A 19,344-nucleotide genomic window follows, 5' to 3' on the forward strand; every position below is an offset into this window, starting at 1 on the left:
TGCACTATTGCACTTTTGTTCTATCTGTACGAACACCTCTTCTCTCTGATATGTCTCTCAAAATCTTCTCTGAAAAACTTCAGCGCGCTTTGAAGCGGCTCGACCGCGCCTGGCGCAAAGGCGCAAAAGGTATTTCCGGGGCCGAGCAGTCGGCAATGATGCTCAAGCAGTTCAATGTCTCCGGTTTCCCCATGTCCATTCTCAATCGCCTCAAGGACCTTTTTTATCCACGGTATCCCTTCCCTGCATGGTGTGCACCAGCCGCAGGATTCGCGCGCGAAGAACTTTTCCAGATTGTGGACCATGCCCACCGGACATGTCTTATCGTCAAGGATGATCATGGTGCCTGTGCCGAGACGGCTTCCCGCTTTTTGCACTGAGTCGAAATCCATTTTCACATCGAGATGTTCTTTAACAAGGAAATCCGTGGACGCGCCGCCCGGTATCACACCGCGAAAGGAATGTCCTTCTTGCATCCCGCCGGCGTGTTCTTCGATCAGTTCGCGTATCGTTACTCCCATTGGCAATTCCCACACGCCGGGTTTTTTCACACGACCGCTCACGCCATATAATTTTGTTCCACAGTCATTTGACAGGCTCAATCCTTTGAACCAGTCCGCGCCGTTCTTTATGATGTGCGGGATGTTGCAGACCGTCTCAACACTGTTTACAACCGCGGGCCTGCCCCATAACCCGCTGACCTGCGGGAAAGGAGGCTTTGAACGCGGCACAGGACGCCTGCCTTCCATGGCATTTAAAAGAGCGGTCTCTTCACCGCATATGTAGCGGCCCGCGCTGACATGGAGATCAAGCTCAAGGCTGTAACCGGAGCCGAGGATGTTTTTGCCTAAATATTTTTTTTCATAAGCCTCGGCGATCGCGCGCCTCAGACGTTTCCCGGCAAGCTTGTAAGCCCATCTTAGAAAAATATACGCGATATCTGCCTGAATAGCGTAAGCGCAAATGATCGCGCCTTCGAGCATCTGATGAGGATCGCCTTCAAGTAGAAAACGGTCTTTAAAAGCGCCGGGCTCCATCTCGTCCGCGTTAACAAGAAAATATTTCGGACGCGGCGCATCATCGCCCATTGGGACAAAGCCCCATTTCGCCCCGGTGGGAAATCCCGCCCCGCCCCTTCCGCGCAGGTTGGAAGCCTTAATTTCTTCCTGGACCTGTTGGGGCGACATTTTAAGCGCCTTGCGCAACGCCTCATAGCCTCCCCTTTTTTCATACTCATCAATGGCAAGAGGTCCTCCGCCGGGCTGGATGTTCTTTGTCAGCGGCCTTTCAGGATTCATTTATATCTCTCCAGTATCTCATCGATCTTCCCAGCCGTCAAATCTCCATAAAGCTCATCATCGATCATCATCGCCGGCGCGCGGTCGCACGCGCCGAGGCATGATACCGGCAGGAGCGTGAACTGGCCGTCAGGCGTGGTTTCGCCCTCATTAATTCCGAGGCTGACCTTTAGATGTTCAAGCACAGGTCCATGTCCCGTTACCCAGCAGCTTACGCCGTCGCAAATGCGGATGACGTGTTTGCCGACCGGTTTCAGGAATATCTGGTTGTAAAATGTGGCAACGCCGTCCAGTTCGTCAGTCGTCATCTCAAGGAATTCAGAGATGTCCTTTATCTCATCGGACACCCAGCCCCTGTGACGCTGCACGATCTTCAATGCCTCAACACAAGCAGCCTGCTTGTGCGAATGCCTCTTTAATTCATTCTGAATTTCTTTTCTCTCTTCCTCAGTCAACACAATTTTATCCTTTGAATTTTTTTAGCTGTCATTCCGGCAGTCTTTTAGCGGGTATGACGTAAACTTTCATCTTTATTCCTTGTCTTAACTCCTAACTACCGACTACTAACTACTATCTTATATTTCTATACTCGTTGCTCACCTGTCCACGTCCGCCAGCACAAAATCTATGCTCCCGAGGATCGCCAGTAAATCCGAAACCATCATTCCCCTGCTTATCAAAGGCACCATCTGCATATGTGCAAAGGACGGTGTGCGTATGCGCGTGCGGTACGACATTGTATTGCCGTCGCTGATGAGATAGTAGCCGTTGCTTCCCTTGGAATTTTCAATGGCGTAAAATGATTCGCCTGCTGGAATGACCGGCCCCCAGCTTACATTAAGAAAGTGCGTTATAAGCGTTTCGATGTCATGCATGGTGCGCTCCTTACGCGGCGGGGTCGTTAGCGGGTGGTCGGATTTGTATTTACCGGAAGGCATGTTGTTTATGCACTGTTCGATGATGCGGAGGCTCTGCCTCATCTCCTGTACCCGGACGAAGCAGCGGTCGTAACAATCGCCGTTTGACGCTGTCGGTATTTCAAACTCGAACTGGTCATAACCTGAATAGGGACGCTTCTTTCTCCAGTCCCATTCCATGCCGCAGGCGCGAAGCCCCGGGCCTGTGACGCCCCAGTCAATTGCCTCTTCAAGAGTGTATTTTCCAACGTCCTTTGTGCGTCCTTTCAGGATGCTGTTTTGCAATACGATCTTGTCGTACTCGTTCAAACGCTCCGGGAAATAATTTATAAAATCCTGCACGAGCCTGTCCCATCCCTTCGGTAAATCCTGCGCAACGCCCCCGATGCGGAACCAGCCCGGATGCATCCTGCCTCCGCAGATCGCCATTACAATGTCGAAGACGCGCTCCCTGTCGTTGAATGTATAAAACACCGGAGACATGGCGCCGATGTCCTGGGCAAAGGTTCCGTAGAATACCAGGTGGCTTGAAATGCGGAAGAACTCCGACATCATGACACGAATCACTTTCGCCCTGTCAGGAACATCTATTCCCGCCAGCCTTTCAACTGCCAGAATATAAGGGAGATTGTTCAGCACGCCGCTGAGATAATCGATGCGGTCTGTATATGGGATGAAAGTATGCCATGACTGGCGTTCTCCCATTTTCTCAGCTCCCCTGTGGTGAAATCCTATATCGACAACCGAATTGACAATGTCCTCTCCGTCAAGTTCGAGGATGACCCGGAGAAGCCCGTGTGTGCCGGGATGATGCGGACCGAGATTGAGAAACATATAATCGGTGTCTTCTCCCCTGCGTTTCATTCCCCAGTCTTCGGGCCGGAATTGCAGGGCCTTCTGTTCTTTTATCTCTTTCGCCTCAGGAAGCCTGAACGGCTCCATGTCTGTCGCCCTCGCCGGATGGTCCTTCCTAAGGGGATGTCCTTCCCATGTGACCGGCAGTAATATCCTTCTCATGTGCGGATGACCATCAACCTTAATGCCGAACATGTCCCACATCTCGCGCTCGTACCAGTTGGCTGAAGGCCAGATGCCTGTGATGGAATTTATCGCTGGATATTCGCCTTTGAGCGCCACTTTGATACGGACGTCCTCATTGCGTTCAAATGACAGCAGATGATACACGACGGTAAAATCACTGTCCGGCTGTCCACTCCTGTTCTTGCGCACGCGCTCATCAACGGCCGTAAGATCGTAGAGCATCCGGAAAGGTTTCTCAGCCTCGTTCTTGAGATAAAGCAGCACATCTCCTACCCTGTCTTTACTGACCCAGAGCGTAGGGATGTTGTCAGAGGTACCCTGAGTTGAAATAAAACCTTCGCCGAACCTTTCCTGAAGTTCGCTATAAATATTCATGGCAAACTCCGTTCCAATTATTGCAGGCATGGAAGGCTGTGGAAGAATTTCTATACGACACCTCTTGAAAAAGGCCAGGGGCATGGAGCAAAGAGCATAGGGTCAAGAGAACAACTTGAATAGCATTAAACATAAATTTAAATATCATGTCGATTATAGAAATTCTGGAACAGGCTTCCATGCCTTCAGACTTCATCTGGAGGGCGCAGTATCGTGGCGCGCTGCCGTTCCGCCCGTTTGAGATCACGCATCGAGGGCATGTCCGCCTTTTCAACCTTCTGAGGACCAACGGTCCAGCTCAAAGGCCGTCTCTCTTTCCCGACTGAATCACGCAGAAGCAGCAATCCTTCCATGAAGGCGTCAGGCCTTGGAGGGCATCCCGGCACATAGACATCAACGGGCAGGAATTTATCCACGCCCTGAACAACGCTGTATATGTCATACATGCCTCCGGAATTCGCGCATGAGCCCATTGAGATGACCCAGCGCGGCTCCATCATCTGCTCATACAATTGTTTAATGACAGGCGCAACCTTGACGAATACCGTTCCGGCAATGACCATGAGGTCCGCTTCACGCGGAGTGCCGCGGATGACCTCGGAGCCGAAACGCGCGACATCGTACCTGCTGGTGAGGCTCGTGGCCATCTCTACAAAACAGCATGAAAGACCGAAGTGAAAAGGCCAGATGGAATTCTTGCGTCCCCACGCGATAAGGTCATGAAGGTTCGTCAACAAAACGCTCCGTGAGACAACTTCCTCAACTGGAAGACTTTCCGACGATAGATCCGCTTTCTGCAATGACCAGTTCATATTATCTCCAATTACATATAAGTAAGAAGTTGGAAGTAAGAAGTTGGAAGTAAAATGAAAAGCATGTTCTCTTTAAGATACTTTTCACTTCTTACCTCTCACTTCTTACTTCTCTGCACGTGTCTGTTTTTTTGCAGCCCCATTCAAGCGCGCCAAGCTTCCAGAGATATATAAGCGCAGATGTCAGGACGCCTACAAAGATAAGCATTTCAATGTATCCGGTCCAGCCGAGTTCGCGTACCGTGACTGCCCACGAGAAAATAAAGACGGCCTCAATATCAAAGATGACGAAGAACATCGCTACGAGATAAAACTTGACATCAAAGCGCATGCGCGCACTTCCCGTTGAGGAGATACCAGATTCATAAGGAACTCCTGTAGCGCGCTCCTTATGACGCTGGCCAAGGAAGTAAGATACAAAAAGCATGAAAAAAGGAATTGCGAGTGCCGCCGTGAAATATACTGCCAGCGGCCAGAGAGTGTCCGTATGTGCTGCCGAAGAATCCAAATTGAAATTTCTCCTCTTAGTAAAAAGATATCATACGGTATTACATTGTCAAGAACAGTTCTGCTTTTTTCTTCAGAAGATTAAGCCTTAAAAGCAATTCTTATTTATCTGTGTTTATCTGTGAAATCTGCGGCTGATCCTCTTTTTTCTTTTTACTACCGCGTGGCCGCCGAATTCATTTCTCAGGGCCGCGAGGAGTTTTACGGAAAAGGAAGCGCTCTGTCTTGACGAGAACCTGTTGAACAGCGAAAGCGCTGTGATGGGCGCGGGCACTGACGTATCAATGGCCTGCTGCACTGTCCACCTTCCCTCGCCTGAATCTTCCACGTATCCTTCAATTCCGGAAAGGTCCTTGTCTTTCCTGAAGGCGTCCTCTGCGAGTTCAAGAAGCCACGAGCGCACAACACTGCCCCGGTTCCAGAGATGAGCTACGTCAGCCGGATTCAGGTCCTTTCCGTATGAGGAGGAATGTAAAATCTCAAACCCCTCGCCGTAGGCAGCCATCAAACCGTATTCGATCCCGTTATGCACCATCTTCACAAAATGTCCGGCTCCCGCTGTCCCGCAGTAAAGATATCCGTCCTTCAGCGCGAGTGTTTTCAGGACGGGCTCAATTTTCTTATACACTTTTTTGTCGCCGCCTGCCATGAGACAGTAGCCTTCCTTCAATCCCCAGACCCCGCCGCTGACGCCGATGTCCAGGTAATTTATACCTGATGCTTGAAGCTGCCGCTCATGACGGATATCGTCTTTATAGAAACTGTTCCCCCCGTCAATGATCGTGTCACCTTTTTGCAGGATGTTTTGCAGTTGATCAATGGTCTCATCAACGGCTTTTCCAGCGGGAATCATCAGCCACACCACCCTCGGAGGTTTCAAAAGTTTGGCAAGATCATCAAGAGAGTAAGCGGTGGCTGCTTTGTATTTCTTGATCTCTTTCAGCTTCTCTTTTGATCTGTCATAGGCAACTATCGAGTGCCCGCCCTGTATCAAACGCCTCGACATATTCATCCCCATTTTGCCCATGCCGACCATGCCTATCTTCATACTATCCTCCATTAAAGTTCAAAAGCACAAAAGAGCAGAAGTGCGGAAGCACCCTGCTTCCAGCTTCAGGATATATTTTTCCTGATCCTTAATCCACCCTGGACAAGAAGAATAATAACATAGATAACCAGTACCACAATGAAAAAATTTGCGGGTTCCATGCCGGGGTCGATCAATTGCGCGCGGTCAACGCCGTTCAGTTTTAATACATAAGCCTCAATGTTTGAGATCTGCTCCTGCGTAAGCGAATTGGTGTCTCCAAATGCAGGCATACTGAAAGCGGGCTTAGGGCCTTCCGGCACAGAGCCGTGCTGGATAAATTTGTCGATGGTTATGGTGAAGGTCTGGAGGTCCGGGGCGAATATTTCCCTGTCGATAGGATTAAGCGGCGGCACTGTGCCGTCCTCTGATCCGAGATTTGGAGTGCCGCCTTTTCCGTCAGCGCCGTGGCATGACATGCATTGCTGCTTGAATAATTCAGCGCCGTTTTCAGCGCCTCCGATTATGAACGCCGCGCGTCCCGGCATTTTTCCGGCAGCGGCTTCAGTCTCTGAAGTTTTTTCTGCCGGAGATTGTGATGATGAAGCATCGGGAGGCGCGGTCTCTGGCTTTACAGGCAATGAACTTAAAACGCCGGGGGGCAACTGGGCGAATCCAGTACTCAGATAACCCTTTACGGTAAACGTCAGGAGGAACCCGACATACAGCACGAGACAGGCCATTGCTATCGGGCGTTTAAACGGATTTCTTTCCGGCCCCCTGTCAATAAAGGGCAGCAGTATCAGCAGGGCGATCAATACATTTGGAACACCCACAGTGCCGACCGGTTCAAGCGGGCCTTCGAAATATTTAAGACTCTCGTAGAGGAACAGAAAATTCCATTCCGGCTTCGGCAGATACGTGGTATTCAAAGGGTCTGCGGCCCCGGTAAAGGGCGGCGGCGCAAATACGCACAAGGCAATGAGAATAAAAACCACCAGAGATGCCGTCACAGCATCCTTGTATGCCTGGTCTGGCCAGAACAGGCCGGTGACCTTTCTCTTCTTTTCGTCCCACGGGCCCGCTATCCCGGAGGTGCGGAATGATATAATGTGCGCAGCTATCAGCAAAACGATTACTGAGGGAAGAAGCCAGATATGTATCGCGAAAAAACGCGAGATGGACAATTGTCCCATAGCTTCACCGCCTCTTAAAAGTATCTTCATTAGATCGCCCAGCACAGGGACCGTGCTTGTAACGCCGGAGGAAACTTCTCCGCCCCAGTAACCTTTCTGGTCCCAGATCAGGGTCCCGCCTGTTAAAGTCATGGCCATTGTGGTGAGGACAAGCCCCACACCTAAAAGCCAGGTAAGCTGTGTCTTGTAAGCGGCCCATATGTAAACCCTTATCATGTGCGTAACGACAAGCACAACCATAGCGTTCGCGCCCCAGTAATGCAGGTTGTGTACCAGCCAGCCGAACGGCACCCGCGTCCGCAAATAACTGACGCTGTCGTACGCGTGGTCCGCGGCGGGCACATAATAAAAAAGCTGCACGATGCCTGAGATCACCTGTATCGTAAAGACAGTAATGATCGCGGAGCCAAGGGTGTAAGCGAATTTCGCCCCTCCGGGAAGCTCTTCATCAAGCAGTAAATGCCCGATCTTTTCGATAGGCCATTTCCCCTTTAACCAGTCCCACGCGAGCTTTATCATGTGTCCTTTTATACCCTCACCTTTTGAGTTGTCCCGACCTTAAACTGTTCCCACTGAACATACACCGCCCCATTTTCAACTTTATGACCGAGCGTGTCCAGTGGCCGGGGGGCCGGACCCGCGATAATACTGCCGTCAATGGAGAACGCGCTCGCATGGCAGGGGCAGGCGAAGACCCCTGCTTCGTCTTTCCACGTGTAATGACACCCGAGATGCGTGCAAATCGGCGAGAAGACCGTAACTTTGTTCTGTGAATGTTTTATTATCCACACCGACCTTACGCTTTGCCCGATTATATAGGCGTCTTCGGTGCGAGTAAGAAAATTTATGTTCCGGGGTATTCCCACAGGCAATGAATTTATCTCAGCGACCCTGACCCAGTCTGATCTTTGCGGGGGCGCGGCGCGGATCACCGTTCTCAGGAAAGGGACGCCGATCACAAGTGCGTTTACCGCGTAAAGGACGCCGATCAGCCACTTTAGAAATGAGCGGCGCGAAGTTTCCGTTTGTTCCGTTATTTCAGCTTGAGGCGCGGCATGTTTCATTTAAAAAATCCTATCACTTATTTTTTCAAAGTCAAGCAAACCTCGTTGAAAGTTGACGCGTTCTGTGATAAATAAATATTAGAACAAATACAAAATGCCCGACCCTATCAACATATGCAGCCTCGATTATCTCACAGGGACCCTCGCCACAGCTTATAAAGGCCTCATTACCTCGCTTGTAGTCAAAGATTTTTGCATAACAGAGGAAAACAACTCGGCCGTCGTGAAAGGCGCCATACTGTCTATGCCGGCGGGTGAATACCATGCATCTCTTATGCACGAAGGCGCGGAGCTCGCAAGGGAAAAGGTCCGCGACGGATATTTTGAGTTGAGAACGGACAGCGCGACCGTAAGGGAAGTGAAGAACCTTCAGATCGACATCATTCAGAGAGGCAGGCATATCGGGACTTTCCTGCTTAAGAGCGATAAAAAAGGAGATTTCTTTGTCCCCGCTGTTGATCTCTCACGAGAGCTTTCGGGCGTCAACTTTAAAAGTCTCACCTCGTTCCTGCAGGAAAACACCGGGCTGTTAAGAAATGCCGAGGGCCTTGTTTCAAAAATACTTTCATCTAAAAAAGACTGGACCAGGTTGTCCGAAGACATAAACAGTTTTTCAAAAGACATCTTCTGGACAAGCAAAGACGCCCATGCCGCGTGGTTCCGCGTATTGGTCAGGTATGCGATTAAGGCGTGCGAAAACACAGGCGCCGCTGCGTCTTATAAGCCGGTGTCGAATTTACTTTCGTTAATTGAGCTGCCGCTTGAAAATGGACCCGGCCTTCAGAGATTGCGCAGCCTTACGGATATATGGCTGGATGAGTTGAAAGGGAAATCACTGTCCCTCTCCTGTCAGTTCAGGCAGACGGTGAGGATTATAAAGGCCATACACGAAAAGTTCCCTGACGCTGAAATCGGCCCTGTGCTAAGGTCAATTATAAACTCGGTAAAGGACAGGCTATCGGAGACCCCGGTCATCAGCAATGAAATGTTTAATGCGATGAAAGGTCTTTTGACCGGAGACGATCTCCATCTTCTATTTAAGTATGGGACCAGCAACAGTGAAAATATACTTCGTGAATTATCAGTCTCTGAGGAGATGCTGGAGAAAAAAAACCATGCCGGGGTCCTCGATAAATTGGGAAGCCTCGAACTTTCACTTCTTAATGATACTGTCATGGTTGACGAATTGTTCAGCGTTATTGAGCCTCGTCTTAATGAGCAATCCTCGGAAAAACTGTCCGGTGTTATATCTGAATTATTCCCTTTCCTGAAACGGTTGTCCGCAGACGCACACAATAAGGCCCTAAAAAACATTGCCGGACTTTTAAAGAAATTGATCGGTCTGAATATGACGGAGCTGTGTGAAACCCTGATGGCGCGTATTGAAACCTTCCCCGCGTCAAGGGAAGATATTTTCCTTGACCCTGAAGTCGCCCGGTCCATGCTCAGCGCCGGAGGCGGCAGGCTTTTGAAAATGTACAAAGATATTCTCAAAAAGACGGTGATACCCTCTTCCCGCGTCACCGGATTTTCAACCGATACATGGACTGAGATGGTGGACCCGCAGCACCTGTTGCGGCTGTCGAAATTCTTACGCATTATAAGCCTTGACAGCGGCCGTTTCCGGGACGTGCTTGTGCATGTCATCTGCAACCTGCATATCAGCGGCGTGTTCATACCTGACGATAAGCTCTTTCAGCGGGAGGTCTCGACGTATATGAACGCGGACGGCTTTATGAATAATTTCCTTCTCAACTATATGCTTCTGAAAAAACTGCCGGTCTATTTTAACGAAGTCGGAGCTACAGGGAGGATAAGGGATTACACGACTGAAATAGATTCCTGGGGCAATGACCAGGTCCTCTACTTTTTAAGAAAACAGGTCCATGCAAATGCAAGCAATTACAATATCAGGCTTGTTGAGGGTATCATCAGCGCCTGGGTCTACGATGACCCGGAACTCATGAAGGGGTCTGTGCCGGAGGACGTAATTCAAAGACTGGACAGGCGTCTCTCAGCAGAGTACTCCTCCGCAATAAGGCCCCTGTTTGAATCTTCCGGCATACTCGACAAAGAAGGCCTGCATTTTGACAGGCTTTTTTTAATTGATGAAGATGACCTTCGATCAAAATTAAATACCAAGAACATCCGCGATGAAATACATTTAAAGATCTTCCTGCTTTGCAAGATCTACCGGGAGCTCTGTAAAAAATATTCTTCAGCCTCCACGCATATTGAAATCCCTGATGTTAACCGCGCGTTATCTGAAGATATAGAAAAGATGGAAGGTCTGATGGAGATAATCGGGGCGGTGGAGAAGACACTGCCCGTGGAATCACTGTTTTTCAAAAGGCATATCGCGTTCGGCATCCCCTCGGTAATGGGGTCTTTTCACGAGGCGAAGTTTGACGCGTTCAGCGGGCTCTTGCGGATTGAAGAGAGGCTGAGGACCATAATTGAAGGAATTATCACTGACGCGGACAGGGGAAAAGAAAGCCTGTCTTCGGATAAAGCAATTGAGCGGGTCCGCTGTCTTGAATATGCTGAACGTATTTTCAGGCTGCACGGCCTGAGCAATTTCCAGGTAGACGAACTTGTTACCATCTTAAAGACAAACAAAATGCGTGTATCACAGGTGATCGATTCGCTCAGGATGTGGCAGAAGGAACTTGCATGGATGGTAGACTCTTTGCACCGGACCTTTCACGGGCCTCTCCTCGGGATACTGAAGATATTACCTGAAAGCGATCTGCCCGAATATCTTAAAGTGTTAACAGAGAATAAAGATGATTTCGCGGACAAGGCAGCGGACATAATTTTCAGGGACATCATGAGCAGCATAACAGGATTCCTTGAGCTCGACAGGCTCCTTGACAGCCTGCTGACGTCGCTGAATTTAATGCTCCAATCAGGCAGCGATCCGGTCTTATCGTTTTCTGAGGGTGAGGTCCTATCAGCGGATTTCTATGTAGTCAGCGGACTGAGTGAAGCGGACGCAATGAGACTCGCTCCGGCCATAGGCGGGAAAATGAAGAACCTCGTTTATCTTTATCACAAGGGAATCCCTGTCCCCCCTGCCGTTGTCTTCCCGGCGGCATGGACGCAAAATTGTCTGGAACAAACAGAGGACGCGGACTTTGAATCAACATTGAGGCTGGCGGTAAAGGAGATCGAATCCCGGTCGTGCCTGACATTCGGGGGCGATAAAACTCCGCTGTTTTTGTCCGTAAGGAGCGGCTCATATATTTCAATGCCGGGAATACTGTCATCAATCCTGTACTGCGGGATGAACAGAAAGACTGTGGAAGCGTTCATCATGGAAAGGGGAAACGCGCTTCTTGCCTGGGATTCTTACAGGAGGTCCATCGAGGATTTCGCAACTGTTGTTTACCGCATCGAGATGAAATTCTTTGACGACATAACAGCCGGATTCATGAGATCAAGGGGCGGCCCATCCGGGCCGGATGCATCCGATATGGAAAAGTTATGCGCCATTTATTCTGCCGAACTGGCAAAGGTTGGAATTAAAATTCCCGATGACGTGTATGAGCAATTGAAGCAATCGGTAAAGGCAATTTACGCTTCCTGGTACTCTGAACGCTCCGTGCAGTTCAGGAAGGTGATGAACGTTTCAGACTACTGGGGAACTTCAGTGGCGCTTATGCAGATGGTCTACGGCAATGAGGCCGGGGCCGGGGCCTCGGTGTTTTTTACCCGAAACCCCTTTTCGCTTGAGAAGGGAATTCATGGAGACACAAGGGAGGCAGCAACAGGCAGCGATATTGTTTATGGAAAATTCACAAACCGGCCGCTTGCAAAAGGACAGGCGATGGAAGGCATCCGGAGTCTCGAAGAAATTGATAACGCGCTTTTCATGCAGCACAATGAGCTTGCAGAAAAAATCGAAGAAGCAATGGGCGGGCTACCCCAGGAGGTGGAAGTCACTTACACAAAAAATCCTGACGGCAGGAGGGTGCTCCATGTGCTTCAGACAAGACGCATGGAAACCCACAGGGGCTTCACAAAGACGTTCCATGATGTTTGCGATATGGGATCGAAAATAATCGGCAGGGGCGCTGGTGTGCACGGCGGCGCCTTAAGCGGTTTCGCGGTTTTTTCGGTCCAGCCGGGATCTATAGAAAGACTGAAGAAAGAGCTTAACCTTCCGGCTATACTTTTAAGAGAAATGGCCAGCACTGACGATGTTTCCCTTATGCCTTATATCGATGGGATCATCACTGCTGCCGGAGGGGTCGCATCACACGCCTCTGTTCTTGCCCAGAAATTCGGGCTCACCGCAGTTGTCGGCTGTTCCATTATGGAATTTATAACAAACGAGAGTGGAGAGACTTATGCCGTGCTCGGAGACAATACCGTAAAAGAAGGCACGCATATAAGCCTTGACGGCTCTACCGGACTTGTCTATTCCGGCCTGTGCCTGCCGGTTTTATAAAAACCGTGATGCGTAATCCGTAATGCGTTATGGGTAAAAAGTTATGGGTAATGCGTTATGCGTCATGAGTTGTTTTTCCACCCATCACGCTTTACGCATCACGCATTACGGTTTATTTATTCCGTAATCCATTGGCGGCCATCCTGTTCGATCAGGTCCACGGCTTCCGGAGGGCCCCAGGTGCCTGCCTCATAATTCGGGAAATTTGCCGCGGGAAGGCTTTCCCATATTTCAAGGATCGGGTCGACAACTCTCCACATCTCTTCAATGCCGTCTTCCCTGACGAAGAGCGTAAGGTCCCCTTTTATGCAATCGGTGAGCAGTAATTCATACGGCGGGGTGAAGTTTGTCTTAAACGTCTCACGGTAATTGAAGACCATATTCACTGGATAGAGCTGGTTATGCGAATACGGATATTTCACTCCAAGGCGCAGCGATATCTTTTCATCAGGCTGAATGGTCAGGACAAGGATATTCGGGTCAAGCGCGTCGCAGTCGCGTCCCAAAAGCCTCAGCGGCAGGCGCTTGAACTGGATGCATATTTCAGTTACGCGTTTCGGCAGGCGTTTCCCGGTGCGCACATAAAACGGGACCCTGCCCCAGCGGAGGTTGTCGATATAGAATTTCCCAGCAAAAAATGTCGGCATGTTCGAGTCCGCGGACACATGGTTTTCCTGCCTGTACGGGAGGACGTCTTCCCCCTGTATCTTTCCCTGTCCGTACTGTCCTCTTACGAAAGAGACGTCTATATAATTGCTGTCCATCTCCCGGATGGAACGCAGCACTTTGACCTTTTCGTCGCGGATGAAATCCGCCCTGAACCCTATGGGAAGCTCCATAGCCACAAGGCCCATGAGCTGCATAATATGGTTTTGGACGATGTCCCTGATCACACCTGATTGCTCGTAGAATGCGCCCCTGTGCGCAATGCCGATGTCTTCAGCAACTGTTATCTGGACATTGTCTATATAACGGTGGTTCCAGCACTGCTCGAATATGGCGTTGGAGGAACGGAAAAAAAGTATGTTCTGGACCGTCTCTTTCCCGAGGTAATGGTCGATGCGGTAAATCCGGTCTTCGTTAAAAGCCGTGGTCAGTACCCTGTTGAGTTCCGAGGCCGACCTCCTGTCGCGGCCAAAAGGTTTTTCAACAATGACCTTTGTGTTGAAATCTTTGTTCAGGCCGTGCTGATTCAGTTTGCCGACAACGAGCGGACTGATCCGGGGAGGCACCGCGAGATAGTAAATGACGTCTTTTGTCCCGCCAGATGAGGGTATTGTGATGTGCCTGATCTTATCAGCGACATTCGTGTAGATGTCATCGGCTTCGAACCTGCCGCTCAGGTAAAAAAGATGTCCGCTGAATTCATCCCATTTTTTTTCATCCGGGGGCCCGCCTGTAAATGTCTGAAACGCCGCTTTCATCACGGCCCGGTACTGTACGTCGGTCATTTCCTGCATGTCCAGGCCGATCACCGAAAAAGGCTTTTTGAGTTCTTCCCTGCAGAAAAGATAAAAGATCGAGGGCAGGAGTTTCCTTCTGCTTAGATCGCCCGCACCGCCGAATATCACCATGGTGAACGGTTCGGGCCTTAACTCCTCGACAGGGATGTCACAAGTCTGTAAGAACTTGCTGAATATGATCTCTTCGTTCTTTGCGGTCATGGGAACTAAAGCAGTGCCTTTACTTTTTTAACAATAGCATTCTTCGATATGTTTTCGTAGTCGAGAAGTTCAGCGGGCTTTCCGCTCTTCGGGACCTTTTCTACGGCAAGAGAGTGTACCGGTATGTCAAAATCAGCAAGCGCGGTCCTGACAGCTTCACCCATTCCGCCCTCGATATGATGGTCCTCTACGGTAATTATCGCACTGGTGATTCTTCCGGCTTTCTTGAGGGTTTTTACGTCAATGGGCTTGATGCTGTAAAGGTCGATCACCCGTATAAAAATATTGTCATTCTGTAATTCCTCATACGCGGCAAGCGCCTCGTGCAGTGTTATGCCTGCTGCTGCTACGGTGATCACATCATTGTCCGACTGCTTTAATACCTTGCTTCCGCCGATAGGGAATTCCTCATCAGGGTTATAGATAACAGGTGTGTCTTTCCTCGTGGTGCGGATATAGACCATCCCTTCACGCGCGGCCGCCTCTTCAACGAGCTTATCAGTGGATACCGCGTCTGAGGGATAGAGCACGACACTGTTTATGATAGAGCGGAACATGGCGATGTCCTCAAGCCCCATCTGAGAGGGGCCGTCCTCGCCGATGGACACCCCCGCGTGTGAACCGCAGAATTTTATATTAGCGCCGGAATACTGGCACATCCTTATCTGGTCATAGGCCCTGCTGAAAAACGCGGCGAAGGTTGAGACAAAGGGGAGCTTTCCGACCCGCTGAAGCCCGAGCGCTGCGCCGACCATATTCTGTTCAGCTATATACATTTCAAAGTATCTTTCTGGATATGCGTCCCTGAAAATTTCTGAATAAGTGGAATTGCTCACCTCGCCGTCCAGCACGACCATGTCCGGGAATTGCGGGAATATCCGTTTTAACGCCAAGCCGTATGCCTTCCTTGTGGCAACCGCCTTGCCTGTGTCATAAGACGGCTTTTCAGCTTTTTGAGACGGGCGCTTTTCAACTGTCCTGTTTTCCGGTTTCGGGACATCACCGCGTATAGCTTTATCCACCCCGGCGAATTCCTTCATAGCCTCCGCGAATCTTTCCTTGTCGAGCGGCTTGCCGTGCCAGCCGTTCTGGTCTTCAACGCTCAAAACACCCTTGCCCTTTATCGTCTTTGCGATGATCATTACCGGCTTGTCTTTGACCTCGATGGCCCTTTCATACGCGTTTGTAATTTCATCCATATTGTGTCCGTCGATCAGGATGGTCTCCCATCCGAAGGCGGACACCCTCTTTTCATAAACGGAAAGGTCGTGCCCGTACATTGTCTCGCCGCGCTGGCCGAGGCGGTTTACGTCCAGGATGCCGACAAGATTATCGAGCTTGTAAAAAGACGCTATCTCCAGCGCTTCCCATTGCGAGCCTTCGGCCATCTCGCTGTCGCCGATCAAAACATAAGACCTGCACGGAAGCCTGTCAACATATTTCGCACCCAGCGCCAGTCCAACTCCAATGGAAAGCCCCTGCCCCAGAGAGCCTGTGGCAGCCTCGGCATATGGAAATGATGCGGTGGGATGGCCTTCAAGCGGGCTTCCGAATTTCCGGTAAGTGAGCAGTTCCTGTTCCGTTAATTTCCCCGCTGCCGTCCACAGAGAATATAGAAGCGGGGTCGCGTGACCTTTTGAAAAGATCATCCGGTCGTTGTAAGGGGACAAAGGATTTTCGGCGTCATATCTGAAAGTCCCGCCGAACATCAGCCCGGTCATAAGGTCGGTTGCAGAAAGAGCCGAGGTTGGATGACCGGACCCGGCTTCATTTGTGGATATGAGAATATAATAACGTATCAGCTTTGCGAGCTTGTCGAGGTCGTTCCTGGCAGACATTTTCTCTCCTTAAAAAATCATTTCTTCTGTAAAGGTCTTTTGTAAAAAGGAACCGCGATACCTTCTTATAATACTGATGAAATCTAATTAAATCTTAGCAGAGTATTCAGTGTTGTCAAGTTTTCAGCGGTCAGGCTTATTGTTCATGAAAGCGGAAATAAAAAACCGGCTGATAAGGTCAGCCGGTCATGAGATATTGTAAAACAGGCGAAGTCGTGTTAAGCCGATACCTCGGTTTCTTCATTGTAACTCTCCTGGACTACCTCGGCAGGCTGCAGGACCCCTCCCATGTCAGTGTTTGCAAGCTGATAATCTTCAATGTCCTGATGTGTGGCCCTGATATAATAAGTGACAGCTTCTTCCTCGTGTTCAAAGTTTTCCCGGTACCAGCGGGTATAGTGATGTTTGGCCCACTGACGGTCGACAAAGCCCGAGATCATGCCTGAAAGCCCCACGCGAGTGTCAGGGTTGAGTGTTGCCATAAAGATGTGCCCGGACAAAAGCGGAGTGGCGATCAGCGCCATGCCGAAATGAATGAGCCATGCCAGTAATGCGCCGTTCGTGAACCATATGAATATACCTGTCAGGATGTAAAGGGGATATGTCGACATGAGCGTCATAAAATTTATCTTCTCGGCCGCGTTGAATTTTCCCTGCTCGGGCAGATGGATCTTCTTGCTGACCGCGGCAAGTCCCATAAGACCAAGCCATTTAATATCTTCAAAGGTCCATAACCATGCCTGCTTGATGTTGTTCAGGTAGACCCTGTAATCACCCCGGCTTTTCAATATGGACAACATGGGAAGGGTGATCAGACAGATGCCTGATATGCGGTGGACCCATGAGAAGACAGCGCGGTATGGACGAAGGGGATCAGGGTTATAAATGAACACCAGTATAAGGGCGGTTGAATAACATACCATGAATGGGACCGCTATCGCCCAGTGAACGGTCCTCTCGGATTTCCTGAAACGCAATATCTTTGCGGGCGAAGTCTTTTTATTATTTTCCGGGTCTTTTATTCTTTCATGTACACTCATTGTTACCTCCTTGTTTTGTATCCTTATAATCCTTTATGTTCTTCGTTTATTATTAATCGGCCCATTTCGCTCATTTTTAAAACCTGTATCCCGCCTGGGTAAACAGCGAAGTATTGTGATAATCGTCTCCTTCATAACGCTCGGCAAACATTGAGAGAAAATAATTCTTGTTGATCTGCCAGTAAACAGAAGAGCCGTATGTGAGCGTGCCTGCTGTAAAGCCATTCTCGACTTCAAGCTTCTCCCTCTCCTTGCTCGCGTATACGGACACGTCGACTTTATTAAGGAAGTTGCGGGAAACCTCGACATTGAATTCATCGTTTTTCGAGGTAAAGTTATCTATGTGGGTATACCTGCCTGATAAGTCAAAACCGAAAAGGCCGTGCTTTGTGAAACCGCCAGTGTATCTAACGGCATGATCATGATCAATGCTTCTGGTCTGATAAGCCGCTGATGCATATACATTGACCCCCTTTGGAAGCCTGTAATCCACCCTGCCCCCTGCCCTTGACTGGGAACTGGTATCCAGAAAATAGTTGTCCCTGTAATCAAAGTTGTTAAAGAACTTCTTTGAGGACTCAAAGTATTTGATGGCCTTGTAATAATCATAGAAGACCTGAACACGGAGGTCCCTTGTAATTGCATAGGACACATTCCCGGCAGCGTTCTCAAGCTCGAATTTATTTGTCACCTGGTTTCTGCTGACTGACGAGAGACCGTCCAATCTTACCTTGTCGCTTAAGGCAGCATTCAATCTCGCGGAGCAGTACTGCCTGTCAACTTCACCCTTGTACATAAGATTTTCGCAGCCGTAATATAACTGATATTTTTCCTGGTCTGCATATCCGTAAGCTCCGAAGGACTTGAATTTGCCGTCAATGGAATTGTCGTAGAGGTCAGGAGCAAGACCGCCGAAGATGCCGAACCCTACGCCCTTACTTATCTCATACTTTAAATTCAGGCCGTCAACATATGTGTTGAAAAGCTGATATATATATTGCCTGCCGATAATGACATTGAAATTCTGCTGGAACTTGTAGCCAAGCCATAATTCATTTAGTCTCTTATTGAGAATATTGTCTCCGCCGGTTATTTTTTTCCTCAGCTCCCCATCAAGGTTAAAATAGAAACCCGGCTTTTCATCCTCATGTTTAAATAACCTGAGCTTTGATGACACGACTTGAAGATCGTTATTGCTGCTGTCTTTGGAATAAAAGTTGCTGACATAAAACCTGCCTTTAACGTTGCTCGCATGGATCATCAGAGGTACAGGTATTAACAGGATCAGCAAAAAGAGGACCTTCTTCAGCCGGGGAGAAGCGCTCCTTCTTATCCTCTTGCTCCAGTGGTGACGTGAAAGCCTCATTTCGGATCTTGTTTCTGCCTGTTTGTTTTCACTTTCCATTCTAACCTCTATATTCATAGTCTTATTAGTTACAGCCGTTCTTGCTCTTCGGGTTGTCCCAGTTATTTCCGTTATGGCACAGGGTGCAGGTATGAGAGCATGTTGTATGTTCTTCTCTGTAGTCACTCGCGTGACAAGCGTAGCAGTCAGTCTCAATAACCCCTGCATACTGTCCCGGATATCCGCTCTGGTGACATGAGTTGCAGGAGAGAGTGCCATGCCTGTATAAGAACTGAAAGCTCTGATGAACATGCGCACCTGCCCATGAAGATGTTGTATGACATGATGTGCAGGTATGAGGATAACCCGCTGATACATGGCTTGGCGCTGACTGAAAGTCGCTTGCGTGACAGGCGTAACAATTGTCGCTTGTTATACCGGCTATTGAACCGGGGTATCCAGTCGTATGGCACGTTGTACATGCAGTTGTGGCATGTATGCCTGAAAGCACGAATGTCTTGTGAGTGTACTTCGCAGGCGACCATGTTGTGTTTGTATGACAGTCCGCGCAGGTCTTGCTGAAGTTATTTGTAACATGCGAAGGAGATGTGACACTCTCGAATTTAGTAGTTGCAACTCCGGCAGTCGAATGACAGTTGTAACAGGCGCTGTCCGTTGTACCGGCAGGTATGGTCTTACCGGTGATATGGCATTCCGAACAGGTTGTCTTTATCGCGGAATGCGCCCCGCTGAATGAGAACGTGGGA

14 protein-coding genes are annotated in these 19,344 nt (G+C 49.4%); 1 reads left to right on the forward strand and 13 read right to left on the reverse strand.

Features of this window, described 5'->3' with window-relative positions; translation table 11 throughout:
- Positions 1–20 precede the first annotated feature (20 nt).
- The 8 genes from nuoF to HZB61_10915 form a co-directional block, all read right to left on the reverse strand.
- Positions 21–1,298: an NADH-quinone oxidoreductase subunit NuoF gene (gene nuoF / locus HZB61_10880; GenBank protein ID MBI5057106.1), complete on the reverse strand. Its 1,278-nt coding sequence runs from the start codon at positions 1,296–1,298 to the stop codon at positions 21–23.
- Complete coding sequence (gene nuoE, locus HZB61_10885; GenBank protein ID MBI5057107.1) at positions 1,295–1,756, reverse strand: NADH-quinone oxidoreductase subunit NuoE; 462 nt, start codon at positions 1,754–1,756, stop codon at positions 1,295–1,297. Before nuoE ends, nuoF begins: the two co-directional genes overlap by 4 nt.
- 138 nt (positions 1,757–1,894) lie before the next feature.
- Positions 1,895–3,631 (reverse strand): NADH-quinone oxidoreductase subunit C/D, encoded by a 1,737-nt coding sequence (nuoC, locus tag HZB61_10890; protein ID MBI5057108.1) that lies wholly within the window; start codon positions 3,629–3,631, stop codon positions 1,895–1,897.
- Between the two features lie 185 nt (positions 3,632–3,816).
- Positions 3,817–4,443, reverse strand: coding sequence for an NADH-quinone oxidoreductase subunit B (locus HZB61_10895; GenBank protein MBI5057109.1), 627 nt, complete (start codon positions 4,441–4,443; stop codon positions 3,817–3,819).
- A 91-nt stretch (positions 4,444–4,534) separates the two neighbouring features.
- Entirely contained in the window at positions 4,535–4,870 is a 336-nt protein-coding gene (gene ndhC, locus HZB61_10900) for an NADH-quinone oxidoreductase subunit A (GenBank protein ID MBI5057110.1), read from the reverse strand.
- A 195-nt stretch (positions 4,871–5,065) separates the two neighbouring features.
- A complete protein-coding gene (gene gnd / locus HZB61_10905) occupies positions 5,066–5,998 on the reverse strand; it encodes a decarboxylating 6-phosphogluconate dehydrogenase (protein MBI5057111.1) in 933 nt (310 codons plus the stop codon).
- A gap of 65 nt (positions 5,999–6,063) precedes the next feature.
- Positions 6,064–7,692 (reverse strand): cytochrome b N-terminal domain-containing protein, encoded by a 1,629-nt coding sequence (locus HZB61_10910; protein ID MBI5057112.1) that lies wholly within the window; start codon positions 7,690–7,692, stop codon positions 6,064–6,066.
- A gap of 8 nt (positions 7,693–7,700) precedes the next feature.
- Complete coding sequence (locus HZB61_10915; GenBank protein ID MBI5057113.1) at positions 7,701–8,237, reverse strand: ubiquinol-cytochrome c reductase iron-sulfur subunit; 537 nt, start codon at positions 8,235–8,237, stop codon at positions 7,701–7,703.
- Between the two features lie 94 nt (positions 8,238–8,331).
- On the opposite strand from HZB61_10915, the gene HZB61_10920 reads away from it, so the two are divergent.
- A complete protein-coding gene (locus HZB61_10920) occupies positions 8,332–12,690 on the forward strand; it encodes a hypothetical protein (protein ID MBI5057114.1) in 4,359 nt (1,452 codons plus the stop codon).
- Between the two features lie 116 nt (positions 12,691–12,806).
- Here the strand turns inward: HZB61_10920 and zwf are convergent, their stop codons facing one another.
- The 5 genes from zwf to HZB61_10945 all read right to left on the reverse strand — a co-directional run.
- Positions 12,807–14,354, reverse strand: coding sequence for a glucose-6-phosphate dehydrogenase (zwf, locus tag HZB61_10925; protein MBI5057115.1), 1,548 nt, complete (start codon positions 14,352–14,354; stop codon positions 12,807–12,809).
- A 5-nt stretch (positions 14,355–14,359) separates the two neighbouring features.
- The gene (locus tag HZB61_10930) at positions 14,360–16,192 is read right to left on the reverse strand and encodes a transketolase (GenBank protein MBI5057116.1); all 1,833 of its coding nucleotides are present in this window, start codon (positions 16,190–16,192) and stop codon (positions 14,360–14,362) included.
- Between the two features lie 218 nt (positions 16,193–16,410).
- Positions 16,411–17,232: a cytochrome b/b6 domain-containing protein gene (locus tag HZB61_10935; GenBank protein MBI5057117.1), complete on the reverse strand. Its 822-nt coding sequence runs from the start codon at positions 17,230–17,232 to the stop codon at positions 16,411–16,413.
- A 76-nt stretch (positions 17,233–17,308) separates the two neighbouring features.
- A complete protein-coding gene (locus HZB61_10940; GenBank protein ID MBI5057118.1) occupies positions 17,309–18,637 on the reverse strand; it encodes a hypothetical protein in 1,329 nt (442 codons plus the stop codon).
- A 25-nt stretch (positions 18,638–18,662) separates the two neighbouring features.
- The coding region (locus tag HZB61_10945) for a hypothetical protein (protein ID MBI5057119.1) at positions 18,663–19,344 on the reverse strand (682 nt) is incomplete at its 5' end.

This window comes from Nitrospirota bacterium, assembly GCA_016214845.1.
GTDB lineage: Bacteria > Nitrospirota > Thermodesulfovibrionia > UBA6902 > UBA6902 > SURF-23.

Bases quoted from the DNA above. Each gene is read 5' to 3' on its own strand.
- HZB61_10915 (MBI5057113.1), bottom strand. From the start codon at position 8,237: ATGAAACATGCCGCGCCTCAAGCTGAAATAACGGAACAAACGGAAACT.
- HZB61_10940 (MBI5057118.1), bottom strand. From the start codon at position 18,637: ATGGAAAGTGAAAACAAACAGGCAGAAACAAGATCCGAAATGAGGCTT.
- HZB61_10920 (MBI5057114.1), top strand. From the start codon at position 8,332: ATGCCCGACCCTATCAACATATGCAGCCTCGATTATCTCACAGGGACC.
- nuoF (MBI5057106.1), bottom strand. From the start codon at position 1,298: ATGAATCCTGAAAGGCCGCTGACAAAGAACATCCAGCCCGGCGGAGGA.
- gnd (MBI5057111.1), bottom strand. From the start codon at position 5,998: ATGAAGATAGGCATGGTCGGCATGGGCAAAATGGGGATGAATATGTCG.
- HZB61_10935 (MBI5057117.1), bottom strand. From the start codon at position 17,232: ATGAGTGTACATGAAAGAATAAAAGACCCGGAAAATAATAAAAAGACT.
- nuoC (MBI5057108.1), bottom strand. From the start codon at position 3,631: ATGAATATTTATAGCGAACTTCAGGAAAGGTTCGGCGAAGGTTTTATT.
- HZB61_10910 (MBI5057112.1), bottom strand. From the start codon at position 7,692: ATGATAAAGCTCGCGTGGGACTGGTTAAAGGGGAAATGGCCTATCGAA.
- HZB61_10895 (MBI5057109.1), bottom strand. From the start codon at position 4,443: ATGAACTGGTCATTGCAGAAAGCGGATCTATCGTCGGAAAGTCTTCCA.
- ndhC (MBI5057110.1), bottom strand. From the start codon at position 4,870: ATGCTTTTTGTATCTTACTTCCTTGGCCAGCGTCATAAGGAGCGCGCT.
- HZB61_10930 (MBI5057116.1), bottom strand. From the start codon at position 16,192: ATGTCTGCCAGGAACGACCTCGACAAGCTCGCAAAGCTGATACGTTAT.
- zwf (MBI5057115.1), bottom strand. From the start codon at position 14,354: ATGACCGCAAAGAACGAAGAGATCATATTCAGCAAGTTCTTACAGACT.